19 protein-coding genes and 1 pseudogene are annotated in these 17,195 nt (G+C 66.0%); 9 read left to right on the forward strand and 11 right to left on the reverse strand.

All coding sequences use genetic code 11. From position 1 onward, the window contains the following. Nucleotides 1-52: 52 nt before the first annotated feature. Nucleotides 53-469, forward strand: coding sequence for a DUF983 domain-containing protein (locus MTR65_RS14995; RefSeq protein WP_039391517.1), 417 nt, complete (start codon nucleotides 53-55; stop codon nucleotides 467-469). Then, on the forward strand, nucleotides 466-1,233 hold the full coding sequence (locus MTR65_RS15000) for a HesA/MoeB/ThiF family protein (RefSeq protein WP_243801586.1): 768 nt from the start codon (nucleotides 466-468) through the stop codon (nucleotides 1,231-1,233). The genes MTR65_RS14995 and MTR65_RS15000 overlap by 4 nt, the downstream gene beginning before the upstream one ends. A gap of 142 nt (nucleotides 1,234-1,375) precedes the next feature. On the opposite strand, the gene MTR65_RS15005 is transcribed toward MTR65_RS15000, so the two are convergent. Further along, nucleotides 1,376-2,107, reverse strand: coding sequence for an NAD-dependent deacylase (locus MTR65_RS15005; RefSeq protein ID WP_243801588.1), 732 nt, complete (start codon nucleotides 2,105-2,107; stop codon nucleotides 1,376-1,378). Between the two features lie 525 nt (nucleotides 2,108-2,632). Further along, nucleotides 2,633-2,743: pseudogene (locus tag MTR65_RS15010) on the reverse strand (Sir2 family NAD-dependent protein deacetylase); the annotation flags it as partial. A 36-nt stretch (nucleotides 2,744-2,779) separates the two neighbouring features. Here MTR65_RS15010 and dapB point away from each other — a divergent pair. The 5 genes from dapB (at nucleotide 2,780) to MTR65_RS15035 (ending at nucleotide 6,546) form a co-directional block, all read left to right on the forward strand. Beyond that, nucleotides 2,780-3,508, forward strand: a complete 729-nt coding sequence (dapB, locus tag MTR65_RS15015; protein ID WP_243801590.1) for a 4-hydroxy-tetrahydrodipicolinate reductase — start codon at nucleotides 2,780-2,782, stop codon at nucleotides 3,506-3,508. Between the two features lie 14 nt (nucleotides 3,509-3,522). Next, complete coding sequence (locus MTR65_RS15020) at nucleotides 3,523-4,329, forward strand: potassium channel family protein (protein WP_243801593.1); 807 nt, start codon at nucleotides 3,523-3,525, stop codon at nucleotides 4,327-4,329. Next, a complete protein-coding gene (nth, locus tag MTR65_RS15025) occupies nucleotides 4,326-5,036 on the forward strand; it encodes an endonuclease III (RefSeq protein ID WP_243801595.1) in 711 nt (236 codons plus the stop codon). The genes MTR65_RS15020 and nth overlap by 4 nt, the downstream gene beginning before the upstream one ends. Before the next feature lie 89 nt (nucleotides 5,037-5,125). Further along, complete coding sequence (locus MTR65_RS15030; protein WP_243801597.1) at nucleotides 5,126-6,064, forward strand: ion transporter; 939 nt, start codon at nucleotides 5,126-5,128, stop codon at nucleotides 6,062-6,064. Between the two features lie 68 nt (nucleotides 6,065-6,132). Next, nucleotides 6,133-6,546, forward strand: a complete 414-nt coding sequence (locus MTR65_RS15035) for a hypothetical protein (RefSeq protein WP_243801599.1) — start codon at nucleotides 6,133-6,135, stop codon at nucleotides 6,544-6,546. 36 nt (nucleotides 6,547-6,582) lie between these two features. Here MTR65_RS15035 and MTR65_RS15040 read toward each other — a convergent pair whose 3' ends face one another. Together MTR65_RS15040 and dapE are read right to left on the reverse strand one after the other, a co-directional pair. Next, complete coding sequence (locus MTR65_RS15040) at nucleotides 6,583-7,821, reverse strand: dicarboxylate/amino acid:cation symporter (protein WP_243801601.1); 1,239 nt, start codon at nucleotides 7,819-7,821, stop codon at nucleotides 6,583-6,585. Nucleotides 7,822-7,902: 81 nt separating this feature from the next. Beyond that, on the reverse strand, nucleotides 7,903-9,048 hold the full coding sequence (gene dapE / locus MTR65_RS15045; protein ID WP_243801603.1) for a succinyl-diaminopimelate desuccinylase: 1,146 nt from the start codon (nucleotides 9,046-9,048) through the stop codon (nucleotides 7,903-7,905). Nucleotides 9,049-9,108: 60 nt separating this feature from the next. On the opposite strand from dapE, the gene MTR65_RS15050 reads away from it, so the two are divergent. After that, a complete protein-coding gene (locus tag MTR65_RS15050) occupies nucleotides 9,109-9,582 on the forward strand; it encodes a cupin domain-containing protein (protein WP_243801605.1) in 474 nt (157 codons plus the stop codon). Between the two features lie 17 nt (nucleotides 9,583-9,599). Continuing rightward, nucleotides 9,600-10,481: a PhzF family phenazine biosynthesis protein gene (locus MTR65_RS15055; RefSeq protein WP_243801608.1), complete on the forward strand. Its 882-nt coding sequence runs from the start codon at nucleotides 9,600-9,602 to the stop codon at nucleotides 10,479-10,481. Between the two features lie 99 nt (nucleotides 10,482-10,580). Here MTR65_RS15055 and MTR65_RS15060 read toward each other — a convergent pair whose 3' ends face one another. From MTR65_RS15060 to yidC, 7 genes are all read right to left on the reverse strand, one after another. Continuing rightward, a complete protein-coding gene (locus MTR65_RS15060) occupies nucleotides 10,581-11,015 on the reverse strand; it encodes a glycine zipper 2TM domain-containing protein (RefSeq protein ID WP_243801610.1) in 435 nt (144 codons plus the stop codon). 137 nt (nucleotides 11,016-11,152) lie between these two features. Continuing rightward, on the reverse strand, nucleotides 11,153-12,016 hold the full coding sequence (locus MTR65_RS15065; RefSeq protein WP_243801619.1) for a S1/P1 nuclease: 864 nt from the start codon (nucleotides 12,014-12,016) through the stop codon (nucleotides 11,153-11,155). After that, entirely contained in the window at nucleotides 12,016-12,684 is a 669-nt protein-coding gene (locus MTR65_RS15070) for a glutathione S-transferase family protein (protein ID WP_039388278.1), read from the reverse strand. The genes MTR65_RS15065 and MTR65_RS15070 overlap by 1 nt, the downstream gene beginning before the upstream one ends. 86 nt (nucleotides 12,685-12,770) lie before the next feature. Next, the gene (locus MTR65_RS15075) at nucleotides 12,771-13,772 is read right to left on the reverse strand and encodes an inorganic phosphate transporter (protein WP_226633045.1); all 1,002 of its coding nucleotides are present in this window, start codon (nucleotides 13,770-13,772) and stop codon (nucleotides 12,771-12,773) included. Nucleotides 13,773-13,788: 16 nt separating this feature from the next. Further along, complete coding sequence (locus MTR65_RS15080) at nucleotides 13,789-14,913, reverse strand: DUF47 family protein (RefSeq protein ID WP_226633044.1); 1,125 nt, start codon at nucleotides 14,911-14,913, stop codon at nucleotides 13,789-13,791. A 154-nt stretch (nucleotides 14,914-15,067) separates the two neighbouring features. Continuing rightward, a complete protein-coding gene (yihA, locus tag MTR65_RS15085) occupies nucleotides 15,068-15,736 on the reverse strand; it encodes a ribosome biogenesis GTP-binding protein YihA/YsxC (protein ID WP_148628671.1) in 669 nt (222 codons plus the stop codon). Next, nucleotides 15,737-17,195 (reverse strand): membrane protein insertase YidC (gene yidC, locus MTR65_RS15090; protein ID WP_243801612.1); only part of this gene is annotated, 1,459 nt, incomplete at its 5' end. It lies immediately after the preceding gene.

The following is a 17,195-nucleotide window of genomic DNA, read 5'->3' on the forward strand; positions in this document are numbered from 1 at the left end:
CTGCCTGCATCCGCGCTTGATAGAGGCCCCCCGCCTGCTCTAGGGCATGGCCATGCGCGCCGCTCACGAAATCGCCCTTCCCGCCACCTTTCCCGAGGCTGCCCTGCGCGCCGGGCGTGGGCGATGCCCCCGCTGCGGCGAGGCGCACCTCTTTCGCAAGTGGCTGAAACCCAACGAGAGCTGCGCGTCCTGCGGGGTGGACCTCACCCACCAGCGCGCGGATGACTTCCCCGCCTACATTGCGATGATCGTGACCGGGCACCTCATGGCCCCGATCGTCATCGCGCTGTCCAAGGACTTTGCCCTGGAGCCACTCGCGATCTTCCTCATCGTCATCCCGCTAGCGCTGGCGATGATGCTGGGCATGCTCCAGCCGGTGAAAGGCGCGGTGATCGCGGCGCAGTGGTGGTTCGGCCTGCACGGGTTCGTGCGCGAGAGGCCGCTTGCCAGCGAGGGCGATGCGCCATGAGCCTGGCGCCCGAACGCCTCGCGCGCTTTGCGCGCCATATCGTGCTGCCCGAAATCGGCGGAGCAGGTCAGGCGGCGCTTGCCAATTCGCACGTGGTCCTGATCGGCTGCGGCGGCATTGGCAGTCCAGCCCTGCAGTACCTGGCCGCAGCCGGTGTAGGACGCCTCACGCTGGTCGACGATGACGTCGTGGACGTCAGCAACCTCCAGCGCCAGACGATTTTCACGCCGTCGGATGTCGGCACGCCCAAGGCGGAAGCGGCGGCCGAATGGGTGCGGCGGTTTGATCTTGGTCTGGAAGTGACGGCCGTGGTCGAACGGCTGGGGGGAGACAACGCCGACCGGATTCTTCCCGACGCCGATCTGGTATTGGACGGGTGTGACAATTTCGCGACTCGCCTCGCGGTGTCAGATGCCTGTGTCGCGCGTGCCATACCACTGACAAGCGCGGCGATCGGACGCTTCCAGGGACAGGTCGCAAACTTCGCCGGGCACCGCGAGGACCAGCCCTGCTACCGCTGCTTCGTGGGCGATGCCTTCGACGCGCAGGACTGCGACACCTGCGCCGCCGATGGAGTGCTGGGCGCGATGGTGGGCATGGTCGGAACCTTCGCGGCCATGCACGCGATCCGCGTCTTGGTCCACGGCCACGCCGCCTTTGGCGATCCGAAATACGGATCGCTCACCCTCATCGACGGTATGAACCCGGGGATGCGCTCGATCCGCATTGCCAAGGACCCCGCCTGCTCAGCCTGCGGGGCGTAAAAGAAGAGAGAGTATTCAAGGGGTCATCACCCCTTGACCCCGAAATTCGGCACCCCCGCCTCACTCAAGCGAGGGTGCGCATGAAACGTGAACTAGACAGTTTGGGGAGCCCGAGGGCGATGGCCCTCGGAAAGTCCCGTCTTCACCCCTTCCCCTGAAGCATCTCCTCCACCCAGACCGGAACCGTCTGCGTCGCCGGACCATGGCGTGCCTCGTCGAACCAGTCGGTCCCCTGCGAGGGCTCCAGGTTCAGCTCCAGCGTATGCGCGCCCATGTCCGCAGCCGTGCGTACGAAGCCCGCTGCCGGGTACACCGCGCCCGAGGTGCCAATCGAGACAAACATGTCCGCGTCTTCCAGCGCCGCGAAGATCTCGTCCATGCGGTAGGGCATCTCCCCGAACCACACGATGTCGGGCCGCAGGGCCGGTGCGCCGCAGGATGGGCACGGCGGACTGTCGATCAGGCTTGCTGTCCAGCGCGTCCGACCATCGCAGGCCGTGCACCAGGCCGAGAGATGCTCGCCATGCATGTGGATCACCTCGGCCCCATCCGCAGCGCCCAGCGCCCGGTCGTGGAGATCATCGACGTTCTGCGTGACCAGCATGACCGAGCCTCCGGCTTTGGCGGGCCACTCGCGCTGCAGGCGGGCCAGGGCATGATGCGCGGCGTTGGGCTCCACCTGCAAGACCTGCTCGCGGCGCGTGTCGTAGAAGCGAAAGACCAGATCCGGGTCGCGCGCGAAGGCCTCGGGCGTGGCCACGTCCTCGACGGCTTGGCCCTCCCAAAGTCCACCTGCCCCGCGAAAAGTGTCAATCCCACTTTCAGCTGAAACGCCTGCGCCTGTTAGAATCACGATATTCCGGATAGTCGTCATAGCATCGACTATGACCGATGTGCTCCATGAGGCCAACGACGGAGCAAACAGCATTTTGAAATCTAACGACTGCTATGGGTGGGAAACGGTCATTGCTTGAGAGGGTAAAACTTTGCGTCGACGCCGCGCCTAAAAAGGCCGTTGTAAAAAGGAACTGTTTTTATCTCTTCAACCGTCAGATGCATGTCGAGGAGATTATTGATGAACCAATCGGTCGTTTCCTCATAATAAGACCGTATTTCAGCGAGCGTTTGCACCGTCGCGTCATCAGCTGACCATGCAAATATATGTTTCCTGCAATGAAAGCCTCCGGGTCGGGAGTCGGGAAGCCGCCATCGTTCGACAGCGTGAGGCGACCAGTCGAGAACTCCATGAACAAGCAAGCTGAAACAACGCATTCTGCAACTTTAGATTGAGGCTGGAATGTCCGCAACGGGGCGCTTACGGAATGGCGGCTCATGCACGAAATGTCGGCATGCCCCCCCTCGCACCTCACACTCTTTTGCTTACAACCCTGCACGCAATCTCGACGCGGTGGTTCTCCCATAGCCCTCCTGCATCGCGGAAGGTACCGATACCCGATTCGGCGGATACCCCGGCGCCGGTCAGGATGACGATGTTGCGAACTTGTTCCATTCCGCCCATGAGACCAGCCTTGAATGGAGACGGCAAGTGGTACGAATCGGAATTATCGGCAGTAACGGACGCATGGGGCAGGCCATTGCGCAGGCGATCGCGGACGCACGGCTCGACCTTGCGGGCGGCGTGGACCGCGATGGAGACGTCGCTAGCCTTGCCGCAAAGGCCGATGTGCTGATCGACTTCTCCAGCCCCGATGCGCTGGAAGCCAACCTCGACGCGGCCGTCGCGGCCAAGGTCCCGATGGTGATCGGCACGACCGGCCTTGCCGAGCGCCACCACTGGCTGATCGACGAGGCCGCCGCCGAGATCGCGGTGCTCCAGACCGGCAATACCTCGCTGGGCGTTACGCTCCTTGCCCACCTCGTGCGCGAGGCTGCCGCACGCCTTGGCAGCGACTGGGACATCGAGATCGTCGAGACCCACCACCGCATGAAGGTCGATGCCCCCTCGGGCACCGCGCTCCTCCTGGGCGAGGCCGCCGCCAAGGGCCGCGACGTCACGCTCGGTGACGTATCCGACCGGGGCCGCGACGGCATCACCGGCAAGCGCGAGGAAGGCCACATCGGCTTTGCTGCGCTGCGCGGCGGCACGGTGGCAGGTGATCACACCGTCCACTTCCTCGCCGACAACGAGCGCCTTGCCCTCTCGCACATGGCCGAGAACCGCGGCATCTTCGCCAAGGGCGCGGTCAAGGCCGCACAGTGGGTTCGCGAAAAGGACGCAGGTCGCTACACCATGCCCGAGGTCCTGGGACTCTAAGGGGGAAGTCAGGCTTGCGCCGCTACGTCCACGATCAGCTTTTCCTGCACTCCGAGGCCGCGCAACTGCGCCATGGTCTCTCGTGGATGAACCGGCTGATGGTGACGACGATCCTGGCGGCCATCCTGCTGACCGTCCTCGCCAGCGAGGAGACCCTCTTCCAGCCGCACCGCGCGCTCTTCATCGGGGCCGAGATGATCTTCGGGATCATCTTCGGCGTCGAGTACGTGGCGCGGGTGTGGGCCGTGGTCGAAGACGATCCGGCCGCGCCTGCCTGGAAGATGCGGCTGCGCTTCATGGCAACGCCGGTGGCCCTGCTCGACCTCATCGTGGTGATCTCCTCGCTCCTGCCCTTCTTCTTTTCCGACCTCGCCGTGCTGCGCCTGATCCGCCTGCTCCGGCTTGCCGCCCTCATCAAGTTCAGCCACTTCTCGATTGCCCTGCGCGAGCTGATGCACGCTCTCACCGACCGGCGCTACGAACTGCTCGTCACCCTGGCTCTGGGCGGCGGGCTGCTTCTCCTGGGTGCCACCGCACTCTACTGGGCCGAACGCGAGGTCCAGCCCGAGGCCTTTGGCTCGATCCCCCGCGCCCTCTACTGGGCGGTCATCACCCTGACGGCGGTGGGCTACGGCGATGTCTCGCCAGTCACGCCGCTCGGCAAGATCCTCGCCTCGCTTGTCGCAATGAGCGGCATCGGGCTCGTCGCGATGCCGACCGGCATCATGGCGGCGGCCTTCAGCGACGCGATGCAGCGCCGCCGCGCGCTCAACGACCCCACCCTCGCCCGCCGCGAGGATGACGAAACGGACCCGACGTGAAAAAAGACGATATCTTCGAATTCTTCCGCCGCCTCGCCGAACTCAATCCCGATCCGGTGACCGAACTGGAATTCGGCAACGTCTACCAGCTCCTCGTCGCCGTGACGCTCTCCGCGCAGTCGACCGACGTGGGCGTCAACAAGGCCACGCGCCGCCTCTTCCAAGAGGTGAAGACCCCCGCCGAGATGGTCGCGCTGGGCGAAGAGGGGCTGAAGGAGCACATCAAGACCATTGGCCTGTTCAATTCCAAGGCGAAGAACGTGATCGCGCTCTCGCAGATGCTGGTCGAGAGGCATGGCGGCGAAGTCCCTGCCGACCGCGATGCGCTTGTCGAACTGCCCGGCGTCGGGCGCAAGACCGCCAATGTCGTCCTCAACTGCGCCTTCGGGGCCGAGACCTTCGCGGTCGACACCCATATCTTCCGCGTGGCCAACCGCACCGGCATGGCCAAGGGCAAGACCCCGCTCGCGGTCGAGAAGGGACTGGAGAAGAAGGTCCCCCACCCCTTCCGGGTCGGCTCGCACCACTGGATGATCCTGCACGGGCGCTACATCTGCAAGGCGCGCACACCCGAATGCTGGCGGTGCCCGGTCGTGGACCTGTGCGGCTTCAAGGCGAAGGTGCTGGAAAAGGGCGCCAAGCCCGCGTCTGCCAAGAAGCCTGCCGCACGCACGGCAGCCGTGCGCAAGCCTGCCGCCAAGGCCTGAACCACCGCTTGGCTTGCGTCTGGTCAAGGTAGCCTCCATGCGTCTAGGCTAGGTCCTTGAGGGACCACGCAAAGCAGCCAGGAGGGGGCATGGCGGACGCGCAGACTTTCGAGACCGAAACACGGGCCCGCCCGCTCTGGGGCGGCCCGCCCCCGGGTTGGCGTGCGCGGATCTACCTCATTGCCTTCGAGGCGGAGACGCCTGCGGGTCGCCTGTTCGACAAGGTCGTGATCGCCGCGATCCTGCTGTCGGTCTGCGTAGTCTTTGCCGATTCGATCCCGCGCCTCCACGCCCGCTGGGCCCGCCAGTTCCTCTTCGCCGAGTGGGGCTTTACCGCGCTGTTCACCGCCGAGTACGCGCTGCGCATCGTGTGCCTGCGCCAGCCCTGGCGTTACGCAAAGAGCTTCTACGGCATCATCGACCTGCTGGCGGTGGTGCCCACCTACCTCGCGCTACTGTTTCCGGCGATCCACGTCCTGATCGACGTGCGGGTGCTGCGGCTCCTGCGCATCTTTCGTGTCTTCAAGCTCACCGCCTACATCGCCGAGTACCAGCAGCTCGCGATCGCCCTGGCCGCCAGCCGCCGCAAGATCGCGGTCTTCCTCGCCTCGGTCGTGCTCATCGTCGTCGTACTCGGCTCGCTCATGTACGTGATCGAGGGCCCCACCCACGGCTTCACCTCGATCCCCGTCTCGATCTACTGGGCAATCACCACGATGACGACGGTGGGCTATGGCGACATCATCCCGCAAACGCCCGTGGGCCGGTTCGTCACCTCGCTGATGATGCTGCTGGGCTGGGGCACGCTGGCGGTGCCGACCGGCATCGTCACAAGCGAGATCGCGCTGCACCGGGGACGTGGGCCGGAATCGCTCGACCGGGCCACGCGCGGGGCTATCGGCCTCTCGCCCGCCCCGCCCTGCACCGCCTGCGGCGAGGCCGAGCACCTGCCCCGCGCGCGCCATTGCCACGCCTGCGGCGCGCACCTGCCGCGTCCCGCCGAGGCCGAGCCGGAGCCTTCGCGCTGACACACCGCCTGGAACATGGCACGATGCCCCTTCGTTACCGAAGTTCGAGACGCCATGGGAGAGCACCGATGCCATTTCACGCCGCGACCAGAGGCCTCCTGCGCCTTCTGCCACTTGCCACGCCGCTGGCCCTCGCAGCCTGCACACAAGGGGAGACCCGCCCGGTGCCGCCGCCCGAACCGGCTGCCGAGGTGATCGGCGAGGCGCGTGACTGCCTCCCCCTCAACAGTTTTTCGACAACCGAGATCCGCGACGACTACACCATCGACTTCATGAGCGCGGGCCGCCGGAACGTGTGGCGCGTGACGCTGCCCAACCGCTGTTCGGGCCTGCGCGCGGCCGACACCTTCACCTACGAGACCTCGCTGACGCGGCTGTGCCGCAACGACATCATCTATCCCCTGCAGCGCATCGGCAACGGATTCCAGCGCGCTGGCGGATGCGGCCTTGCGCCCTTCGTGCCGGTCAAGCTCGACAAGTAGGAGCCGCAGGGCAGGTGCACGCCCTGCCCGGCCCGATCAGACGTCGTCCGCGCTGATCATTTCTGCACGGTCGATCTCGCCGGTCATCACCGCGACCGTGGTCGCCACGGCCGCATCGCCCGAGACGTTGGTGGTCGTGCGCATCATGTCCATGATGCGGTCGACACCGGCGACCAGCGCGATGGTCTCGAGCGGCACGCCGACCGCGCCAAAGACCAGCGCCATCATGATAAGGCCCGCGCCCGGAATGCCCGCGGCCCCCACTGCGCCCAGCGTGGAGAGGATCGAGATCAGGAAGTAGGCGCCCCAGTCGAGCTCGACCCCGAAGACCTGCGCGCCGAAAAGCGTCGCCAGGCCCAGGTACATCGCCGTGCCGTTCATGTTGATCGTGGCGCCCAGCGATACGACGAAGCTCGCCACTGCGTTCGAAACGCCCAGGTTGCGCTCGGTGCAGCGCATGGTGACAGGCAGCGTCGCGTTCGAGGAGGCAGTCGAATAGCTGACCGCCATGGCATCGACGATGCCGCGGAAGAAGTCGTGCACCGGCAGACGGGCGAGGAAATGGATCATCGCCCCGTAGATACCGACGATGATGAGAATGCAGCCGAGGTAATTGAGGCCGACCAGCTTGGCGAGCGCGATGAGCGCGTCCTGTCCCAGCGTGCCCGCCACCCAGGCCATCAGCGCGAAGACGCCGAAGGGGGTCAGCTCCATCACGATCATCGTGACCTTCTGCATGACCACCGAGCCTGCATCGAAGATCTTGATGAGCGGGTGGCCCTCTTCCTTGGCCATGAGGATGCCCACGCCAATCAGCATGGCAAAGACGATGAGCGGGAGAACCTGCGCGTCGGCCATGACCCTGACCGGGCTCTCCGGGATCATCGAGAGGATCATGTCGACCGCGGTTGTCTCGTTGGGCGGGGGAACCGTGCCCAGCTCCAGGCGGCTTGTATCAAGCCCTTCGCCAGGCTTGAGCATGGAGCCCAGGAACAGGCCCATCCACACCGCGATCTGACCAGTGACGACGAAGAGCAGCATGGCGCGGCCTCCGACCGCCCCCAGCTTGCGCAAGTCGCCAATGGCGGTGACGCCCGAAACCAGCGAGAAGAAGATGAGCGGGACCACCAGCATCTTCACCGACTTGATGAAGAAGTCACCGATCCACTTGATCGAGGCGGCCTCCGGCCCCCACCAGATCCCGACCGCGATGCCCAGCACCAGCGCGGCAATCACCCGCTGCCACAGGGGCACCTTGAACCAGAAACGCACCATGGTTTTAGAACCCTTATCCCCCGGGCTCACGCGTGGTGGCGGCCCCTCATCCTGTCAGGCTCGCAAGTGCGAGCGGTTTTTTCAAGCCCGCAGAGCCGCTTGGGTTACCCGGGCATAGATCCGCGCGAGCGTTTCCAGGTCCGAGATGGCCACCGCCTCGTCGCGCTTGTGCATGGTTGCGTTGCACAGGCCGAACTCGATGACAGGCGCGATGTCCTTGAGGAAGCGCGCATCGGACGTACCGCCACCGGTGGAGAGCTCCGGTTCCACCCCGGTCTCGGCGCGGATCGCCTCGGCCAGCAGGTCGGAGAATTCGCCCGGCTGGGTCAGGAAGGATTCGCCCGAGATGACCGGCCGCGCGCTGCCGCCGTGCTTCTCGGCAATGGCGGTGACCCGCTCGCCCAGTTCGGCCCCTGTGTGCAGGTCGTTGAAGCGGATCGAAATGCGCGCCTCGGCCCTGGCGGGAATGACGTTGTGCGCCGGATTGCCCACGGTGAGGTCGGTGACTTCCAGGTTCGAGGCCTGGAACCAGTCAGTGCCTTCGTCGAGCACGAGCGCGTCGAGTTCGGCCAGCATCGCAACCAGCTTGGTGATCGGATTGTCGGCAAGGTGCGGATAGGCGACGTGGCCCTGCACGCCTTCTACCGAGAGGAAGATGTTGACCGAGCCCCGGCGGCCGATCTTCATCATGTCGCCCAGGCGATGCACCGAGGTCGGCTCGCCCACGAGGATCAGATCGGGCTTCTCGCCATGGGCCGCCATCCAGTCCATCAGCGCGCGCGTGCCATAGGTCGCGGGACCTTCCTCGTCGCCGGTGATGATGAAGCTGATCGTGCCCGCCTCGACCGGGATCTCGGCGGCCGCCGCGATCATCGAGGCGACCGAGCCCTTCATGTCGACCGCGCCGCGCCCGTAGAGAAGTTCGCCGCGCCGCTCGGGCAGGAACGGGCCCGAGGTCCAGCCCTCGCCCGGCGGTACCACATCGACGTGGCCCGCAAAGCTGAAGTGGCGGCTGCCTTCCGGGCCACGGCGCACCGCGTAAAGGTTCTCGACCGGACCGTCGGGCGCCTCGCCCGCGACGAAGCGGTGGACCTCGAAGCCGAGCGGGGCCAGCTGCTCTTCCAGGCAGTCGAACACCATGCCGGTGGCCGGGGTGACACTGGGGCAGGCGATCAGCGCTTCGGCCCGTTCGAGGGCGCTTGCGGTAAGGGGCAGGGTCTGGGACATAGGAATGCGCCATCGCACAGCCCTTGCGTCTTGGCCATAGCCTCGTGAGGAGAGAGCGCCATGCCCCGCATCGATCTCGACGCCCTGCCCCGCTCGAACGCCACCGGATACCCCGCTCCCTTCGACGCGGCCGTGTCCGGGCGCTGGTGGGCGCGGCTCGCAGGTCCCGGCGGCCTCACGCAGATGGGGGCGAGCCACGTGACGCTCGAGCCCGGCGCCTGGTCAAGCCAGCGCCACTGGCACGAAGGTCAGGACGAGCTCCTCGTGATGCTGGCAGGCGAAGCCGTGCTGGTCGAGGACGAGGGGCGGACGCTTCTTCGGTCAGGTGACGTCTGCGCCTGGCCTGCGGGCGCGCCCAATGGCCATTGCCTCATCAACGAGAGCGAGTTGCCCTGCACCTTTGTCGCGATCAGCGCTGGCCCGGAACGCGGCGGCGGCTATTCCGATATCGACATGGCCTGGGACGAGCGCGGCTTCGTCCGCAAGGACGGCACGCCCTATCCCGGTGCCCGTCCCGCCTCTGCCAAAACCTGAACCACGGACTTTCCCTGATGCCTCTCCCACGCGCCTACACGGTCGTCGATGTCTTCTCCCAGGTGCCCTTCTACGGAAACCCCGTCGCCGTTGTCCTCGATGCACAGGGCCTGTCCGAGGCCGAGATGCAGACCATCGCGCGCTGGACGAACCTGTCCGAGACGACCTTCGTGCTGCCGCCCAGCGACCCGCGCGCCGACTATCGCCTGCGCATCTTCACGCCCGCCAGCGAACTGCCTTTCGCCGGCCACCCCACACTGGGGAGCGCGCACGCGATGATCGCAGCGGGCCGGGTCACGCCAGGGCCCGAGGGTCTCGTACAGGAATGCGCGCGTGGGCTTGTCCCGATCCGCATCGAAGAGGCCGAGGGAGCGCGCCGTCTTGTCTTCACCCTGCCCGAAGCGCAGGTCACCCCGCTGGGCGATGCCGTCGTTGCCGATCTTGAAGCCTATCTCGGTGCCCCCATCGACCGGGCCCTTGAACCCGTGCGCGTGGACGTCGGTGCGGTCTGGGTGGTGGCCCGGCTGCCAAGCGCGCAGGACGTCCTGGCGCTTGCGCCCGATCTCACGCGCGGCGCGGCCTTCGAACGCCGCGTGAAGGCTACCGGCACCAGCGTCTATGCCCCCCATGCGGATGGCGGTCCGGCCGATATCGAGGTCCGCTCGTTCTGCCCTGCCGACGGCATCCCCGAGGATCCGGTCTGCGGAAGCGGCAACGGCGCGGTCGCGGTCGTGCGCAAGCGCGCGGGCGAGCTCGGCCCGGACGTGGCGCGCTACAGTGCGTCGCAGGGAAGCCGGATCGGACGTGCGGGCCGGATCGCGCTTCGCGTCGCGGCGGACGGCACGGTCGAGGTTGGAGGGCACTGCGTCACCTGCGCGAGCGGCCACCTCCACGCCTGACCGGCATCGGCAGGAAACGCGAAACGGCCCGCCAGGGGATACCTGCCGGGCCGTTTCACTTCCGACGGGCACGACAGCCCGCCTGACCTGGTCATCCCATCAATGGCACTTCAGGTCGCCGCGGTCGATCGAACGGCCGATGGCCCCGCCCAGCGCACCGCCCACGAGCGAGCCGATGGTCTTGTCCTGCCCTCCGGCAAGGGCGTTGCCGGCAAGTGCCCCCAGACCCGCACCGACCAGAAGGCCGGTCGTGCCGTTGTCGCGTTTGCAGTGGTAGTGGCCATCCGACCCACGCCAGACGTGGCTGTTGCGGGTGATACGCTGGGGCTCGTGATAGCGCCCGTGCGAATCGTAGCGGTTGTTGTTGTGGTGCCTGTTATCGTGACGGTTGTCATGCCGGTTACGATTGTCGTGCCGATTATCGTGACGGTTGTCGTGCCGATTGTCGTGACGGGGCGGCGGGTCCGCACTCACGGGGGCCCCGGCCAGCAGCAGGCCCAGGCCCAATGCGGCGACGATCTTCCTGTACAGCATCCTGTCCTCCATCGCATGGATGGAACCGGACTACGCCCGCGCGGGGCGAGTTCCAAGGCACAGGTCCCGTTCCCCGCTCCAGCGAGGGATTCCCCCCATACGATCTCAGGGGCAGCCCCTAGGCAAGCGCTTGCGGCTCAGCCTGCGAGCGCGGCATCGAGCATCTTGGCAAGCCGCAGGCCCGCCTGCTCGATTCGCCGGTCGACGATGGGAATCGCCTTTTCGATCGCCGGGTTGTCCCAGACGACCTTGCCGGCCTCCTTCGTCTCGCACGGCAGCCTCCCCCCGAAGGCGGCGGGATAGAGGAAGTCGCGCGAAACCTCATAGCTTTCGCGCGCCCAGTCCTCGACCTTGCCGGTGGCGAGCTCGGCCTTCTCCTGGGCGCTGTAAGTGCGCACGAGCGGCGGGCGCGCCGAAGTGATCGCGCGTTCGGCCAGCACGCCATCCCAGATCGAGTGGAGGTTACGTCCCGGCGCAATGCCATAATCGGCCTTCACGCGGTTGCCGCCAAGGTCGTGGTTCTCGCCCACGTGAAGGGGCTGGTGCACGTCGCCCACGAAATGGACAAGGAACGCCAGCGCTTCCAGGCGCAGGATCGGTGCCAGCTTGCGGTTGGCCAGAAGCTTTTCCTGCCGAGCGATCTGCGCGGTCACGCAATTGCCATCACGGCAGGCCGCCTTGAAGTCGAACGGCTCGCAGATCGGGATGTTCTGATAGTGCCACGACGAGGCATAGGCAAAGCGCCAGCGCTCGCCCTTGATGCAGTCCGGCCAGACCGCGGCATCTTCCAGAGTGTCGAGCCTGCAGCGCGGCGTGTCCATTTCGCCCTGGTGAGCCAGCAGGCGCGCCATGGCCGCGCGCGTGGCCGGCTTCACGTTCTTCCAGGCAATGGCGCCAACGGTGCGGTGGCCCATCGCGCCCCAGGCGAGCGCGGGCGTGCTCGAAAGGGCGAACCCTGCAAGGGCCACAAGGGCCGCCACGAGACTGAACAGACGGCGCATCATGACTTCTCCGGGATCTCGTACTGTTCGATGACCCATTCCTCGGCCTCGGCGGCCGCGATCCAGGCCTGCATCCAGTCGTGCTCCCACACCGCCTGCATGTAGGCCTGCGCGAAGCCGGGGACGCCGATGCCGTAGGTGAGGAAACGGCTGACGACGGGCGCGTAGATCAGGTCCGCCGCCCCGAAGGTGCCGAACAGGAACGGACCGCCCTTGCCGAAGCGCGCGCGCGCCTCGGCCCAGAGCGTGAGGATTCGCACGATGTCGGCGCGCACGTCGTCAGTCATCGGGGCATCGGGAATGCGCTTGCGCACGTTCATCGGCAGGGTGCGGCGCAGCGGCAGGTAGCTGGAGTGCATCTCCGCCACCATCGAGCGCGCCATCGCGCGCGCGGCCTCGTCCTTGGGCCAGAAGCGGTCACGCCCGACCTTGTCAGCGAGATAGTCGATGATCGCGAGGCTGTCCCACACCACCGCCTCGCCGTCCCACAGGATCGGGACCTTGCCGTGGCTGGGGGCGAGCTCTTCGCTGCTCGTCTGGACGTGCTGCCAGTCCTCGCCCAGCATCGGCACGGTCAGTTCCTCGAAATGGAGTCCCGACTGCTTGCAGGCCAGCCAGGCGCGCAGCGACCAGCTGGAATAATTCTTGTTTCCGATGATGAGCTTCACGGCGCCGGCATCCCTCTGGCTATGCCCGGCAGGCCTAGGCCCTCCCCCCGGCGATGTCGAGGGGGAGGCATCTCATCGGGGCCGGCTCAGAAGGCCCGGGTGATGAGATAGAAGATGGCGCCGACGATGGCACTGGCCGGAATGGTGATGAACCAGGCGACGATCACACGGCTCGCGACCGACCAGCGCACCGCGCTCGCGCGGCGCGCCGCGCCGGTGCCCACGACCGAGCCGGTAATGGCGTGCGTGGTCGAGACCGGGATGCCCATTGCGCTGGCGCCAAAGACGACAATCGAACCGGCCGTCGAGGCGCAGAAACCGGAGTGGTGGTTGAGCTTGGTCAGCTTGGAGCCCATCGTCTTGATGATCTTCCAGCCCCCCGACAGCGTGCCCAGTGCAATGGCGGTGTAGCAGGAGAGCACGACCCATTCGGGTACGTGGAAACCACCTTCGAGGTGCCCGGTCGAGTAGAGCAGCACCGCGATGATGCCCATGGTCTTCTGCGCGTCGTTGCCGCCATGGCTGATCGAATAGGCCGCCGAAGAGAACAGGTGCAGCGTCTTGAACACGGTGGTCGAGCCGCGCGGACTGGTACCCTTGAACAGCCAGCTGGTCAGCAGCATCAGCAGCATCGCGATACCAAAGCCGATCATAGGCGAGAGGAAGATCGCGACCACCGTCTTGGTGGTGCCCGAACTTTCGACAACGCCAAAGCCGCCGTGCATCATGCCCGCGCCCAGGAGGCCCCCAATCAGCGCGTGGCTGGAGCTGGAGGGAATGCCCTTGAGCCAGGTAACGACGTTCCAGAACATCGCGCCCACCAGCGCCCCGAAGACCACTGCGGGCGTGATCGCGTCGGCATCGACGATGCCCTTGCCCACCGTCTCGGCAACGTGGAGGCCCACGAACCAGTAGGCGATGAAGTTGCCGCTCGCAGCGAAGAGCACGGCGACCACCGGCGACAGCAGGCGCGTTGCCACCACGGTCGCAATGGCGTTGGCCGCATCGTGCAGGCCGTTCAGGAAGTCGAAGGCCAGCGCAAGGCCGACGAGGCCGATCAGCAGCGGCAGGGCAAGCGTGTGATCCATGGGATAAGGCTACGGCTCAGGCGTGGTCGATGACGAGACCGTCGATCTCGTTGGCGAGATCCTCGAAACGGTCGACGACGCGCTCGAGGCGCTTGAACATTTCTTGGCGCACGATGAAGTGCAGCGGCTCGGTCTGCTGGCTCGCCTTGTAGACGCGCTTGAGACCGGCGGCGTGGATGTCATCGGCATGGCCTTCCATGCGCACGAGACGCTCGGTCAGCTCGTGCAGGCGGTGGCCGTTGTCGGCGATCTTGCGCAGGAGCGGCATGATCTCGGCGGTGAGGCGCGCGGCATCGACGATGATCGCGGCCATATCGACCATCTCGGGCTCGAATTCCTCGACCTCGTAGAGGCTGACCGCACCGGCCACCTGCTGCATCTCGTCGATGGCATCGTCCATCGTGGTGATGAGGCTGGTGATCGCCGAGCGGTCGAAAGGCGTCAGAAAGGTGCGGCGCACCGAGTGAAGCACTTCGCGGGTGATCTCGTCGGCGTCGTGCTCACGCTCCTCGATCTCGCGGATGTGCTGGTTGCGGCCCTGCCCGCCCTGCGCGAGGCGCGCGAGCGCATCGGCGCCAGCGACGAGCGTTGCGGCCTGCTTCTCGAAAAGGTCGAAGAACTCACCCTGCTGGGGGAGAAGCTTCTGAAACCAGGCGAACATTGCATTGACTCCTGTCCTGTCGGCCATGGCCGAGAACACCCGCGCGGGGCTGGCGGCGGCGCGGAATTCGCTCGCACCGAAAGAACGGATAAGCGCCCTCAGATCTTCTTCGTCGACCGCTTCGGCCGCCTCGGTCAGCGAGAACCAGCGCCGGTCGCGCTGATGCTGCTCGTCCCAGGTGTCGAGCATTTCGGTGACGGCGAAGGGAAAGACATCGACATCGGCCCAGACCCGCGCGCCCGAAGCGCGACGCTTGCGGTAACGGAAGGAGCCGAGCGGAATGGGGCAGACCGCGCCGAGCACGCCCGCCTCTTCCTCGGCTTCCTGCGCGGCCGCCGCGTGCGGGCTCTTGCCCTTCATCAGCCCGCCCTTGGGGATCACCCAGCGGCGCGTCTCACGCGAGGTGATGAGGAGGATCTGGACGGGGGCGTCGATCGCCGGGCTTTCGCTGCGATATGGAAGAACGGCAATCTGACGCACGGTGTGTCCCTTGGCTCCTGGGCTGGCGGGTGGGGAGGCGGATCGGCCGATTCGGGCCGGGGCCGCCGCCCGATACCTGCCCGCAGGCTGTCACGCAATCGTCACAGTCCCGGATTTGCGGGACGCGGCGCATATGCGCCACACTCCGCAGCTCTCAGAGACGCGAGTCCCCCAGGACGGCAGCACGCAACTCCGCAATCCCCAAGCCTTTTTCCGAACTCGTGACATGCACGAAGGGAAACGCGGCCGGGTGCTTGCGCGCTTCGGCCAGCGTCTCGGCGTGAACCTTCTCCAGTTCGGTCGCCTTGATCTTGTCGGCCTTGGTGAGGACGATGCGGTAACCCACGGCGGCCTCGTCCAGCATCTTCATCATCTCGGCGTCGACCGCCTTCACGCCGTGGCGCGAATCGACGAGGAGCAGGTTGCGCTTGAGCACCACGCGGCCACGCAGATAGTCGCGTACCAGGCGGCGCCACTTTTCCACGACCGCCAGCGGCGCCTTTGCAAAACCATAGCCCGGCATGTCGACCAGCCGGAAGTTGAGCGGCTCGCCCACCTCGAAGAAGTTGAGCTCCTGCGTGCGCCCCGGCGTCACCGAAGTACGCGCAATCGCCTTGCGCCCGGTGAGCGCGTTCAGGAGCGAGGACTTGCCGACGTTCGAGCGACCGCAGAACGCGATCTCCGGCGCGGTCGGATCGGGCAGGAACTTGAGGTCCGGCGCGCTCTTGAGGAACGTGACGGGGCCCGAGAAAAGCTTGCGCGCCTCCTCGATCAGCGCCTCGTCGCGCTCTTCCTTGCCACCGAGATAATCCTGTGCGTCCACTTAGGCCTTGCCCTTCTTTTCACGCGCCTTGGCGCGAGCGCTGTCCTCGGCAACCTTCTCGGTCTGTGCCTTGAGCTGGGGATGGCGCGAGTAGAGATACTTCTGCTGCGCAATCGTAAGCAGGTTCGAGGTGATCCAGTAGAGCAGCAGGCCCGAGGCGAACGGCGCCATCACGAACATCATGAACCAGGGCATGATCATGAAGATCTGCTGCTGGGTCGGGTCCATCTGCGCCGGGTTCAGGCGGAACTGCAGGAACATGGTCACGCCCAGCAGAAGCGCCAGCACACCAATCCCCAGGAAGCTCGGCGGATCGAACGGGATCAGGCCGAAGAGGTTGAGGATGTGCAGCGGATCGGGCGCGGAGAGGTCCTTGATCCACAGGATGAAGGGCTGGTGGCGCATCTCGATCGCAAGGATCAGCGTCTTGTAGAGCGCGAAGAACACCGGGATCTGAAGCAGCATGGGAAGACAGCCCGCGAGCGGGTTCACGCCTTCCTCCTTGTACAGCTTCATGACCTCCTGCTGCTGCTTCTGCTTATCGTCCTTGTAGCGCTCCTGGATCGCCTTCATCTTGGGCTGGACGGCGCGCATGGCGGCCATCGAGGCGAAGCCGCGCTGGGCAATCGGGAACATGATGCCGCGCACGATGGCGGTCAGCAGGATGATCGCGACGCCGAAGTTGCCGACAAGGCTGAAGAGCTTCACGAGCAGCCAGAAGATCGGCTTCTCGAACCAGCGGAACCAGCCCCAGTCGATGGCGAGGCCGAAGTTGGTGATGCCCTGCGCTTCATAGGCGTCGAGCACGTTGTGCTCCTTGGCGCCGGCGAAGAGCTTGGTCGTGCGGCTCAGCTTCTGGCCGGGCTGGAGCGCCTGCTGCGGGTACATGAGGTCAGCGCGGAACAGGTCGTTACCAAGCGCGCGGTAAGTGCCCTCGGCCTTGGCGCCCACGGGTGCGAGGGTCGACATCCAGTAGACGTCGGTGAAGCCGATCCAGTCCGCGTTGCCCGCGGTCTCAATGGTCTTTTCCTCGGCAATGTCATCGTAGTCGGTGCCGAACGAAACCGAGCCGTCGAACGCCCCAACCGGCCCCGAGTGGACCTGGAAGCTGTCGAGGCTGGCGGTCTTGTCGGTGCGGTTGATGAGCGCGAAGGGCTGCACGATCACGGGGGCCTGGCCGGTGTTGGCCACCGACTGCTCGACCGTGAGCATGTAATTGTCATCGACCTTGTAGGTCAGCGCGAAGGTCTGGCCCTTGCCGTTTTCCCAGGTCAGCGTGACCGGGGTGGAGGGGGTCAGCTTCGCGCCGTCCTGCACGTTCCACACGGTGCCCGCGTTGGGCGTCGCAGCGCCCTCGCCCACCCAGCCGAACTGGGCAAACTGCTGCGCGGGCGTGCCCGAGGGCGAATAGAGACGAACAGGGCCCGAATCCTTGTCCACCGTCTCGCGGTGTTCGTTG

Origin of the sequence: Novosphingobium mangrovi, assembly GCF_022818885.1 — a bacterium.
Taxonomy (GTDB): Bacteria; Pseudomonadota; Alphaproteobacteria; order Sphingomonadales; family Sphingomonadaceae; genus Novosphingobium; species Novosphingobium mangrovi.

What these genes read in the sequence shown, in the direction of transcription:
- MTR65_RS14995 (WP_039391517.1), top strand. Translation starts at nt 53, where the DNA reads ATGCGCGCCGCTCACGAAATCGCCCTTCCCGCCACCTTTCCCGAGGCT.
- MTR65_RS15000 (WP_243801586.1), top strand. Translation starts at nt 466, where the DNA reads ATGAGCCTGGCGCCCGAACGCCTCGCGCGCTTTGCGCGCCATATCGTG.
- MTR65_RS15005 (WP_243801588.1), bottom strand. Translation starts at nt 2,107, where the DNA reads ATGACGACTATCCGGAATATCGTGATTCTAACAGGCGCAGGCGTTTCA.
- MTR65_RS15030 (WP_243801597.1), top strand. Translation starts at nt 5,126, where the DNA reads ATGGCGGACGCGCAGACTTTCGAGACCGAAACACGGGCCCGCCCGCTC.
- MTR65_RS15035 (WP_243801599.1), top strand. Translation starts at nt 6,133, where the DNA reads ATGCCATTTCACGCCGCGACCAGAGGCCTCCTGCGCCTTCTGCCACTT.
- MTR65_RS15040 (WP_243801601.1), bottom strand. Translation starts at nt 7,821, where the DNA reads ATGGTGCGTTTCTGGTTCAAGGTGCCCCTGTGGCAGCGGGTGATTGCC.
- dapE (WP_243801603.1), bottom strand. Translation starts at nt 9,048, where the DNA reads ATGTCCCAGACCCTGCCCCTTACCGCAAGCGCCCTCGAACGGGCCGAA.
- MTR65_RS15050 (WP_243801605.1), top strand. Translation starts at nt 9,109, where the DNA reads ATGCCCCGCATCGATCTCGACGCCCTGCCCCGCTCGAACGCCACCGGA.
- MTR65_RS15055 (WP_243801608.1), top strand. Translation starts at nt 9,600, where the DNA reads ATGCCTCTCCCACGCGCCTACACGGTCGTCGATGTCTTCTCCCAGGTG.
- MTR65_RS15060 (WP_243801610.1), bottom strand. Translation starts at nt 11,015, where the DNA reads ATGCTGTACAGGAAGATCGTCGCCGCATTGGGCCTGGGCCTGCTGCTG.
- MTR65_RS15065 (WP_243801619.1), bottom strand. Translation starts at nt 12,016, where the DNA reads ATGCGCCGTCTGTTCAGTCTCGTGGCGGCCCTTGTGGCCCTTGCAGGG.
- MTR65_RS15075 (WP_226633045.1), bottom strand. Translation starts at nt 13,772, where the DNA reads ATGGATCACACGCTTGCCCTGCCGCTGCTGATCGGCCTCGTCGGCCTT.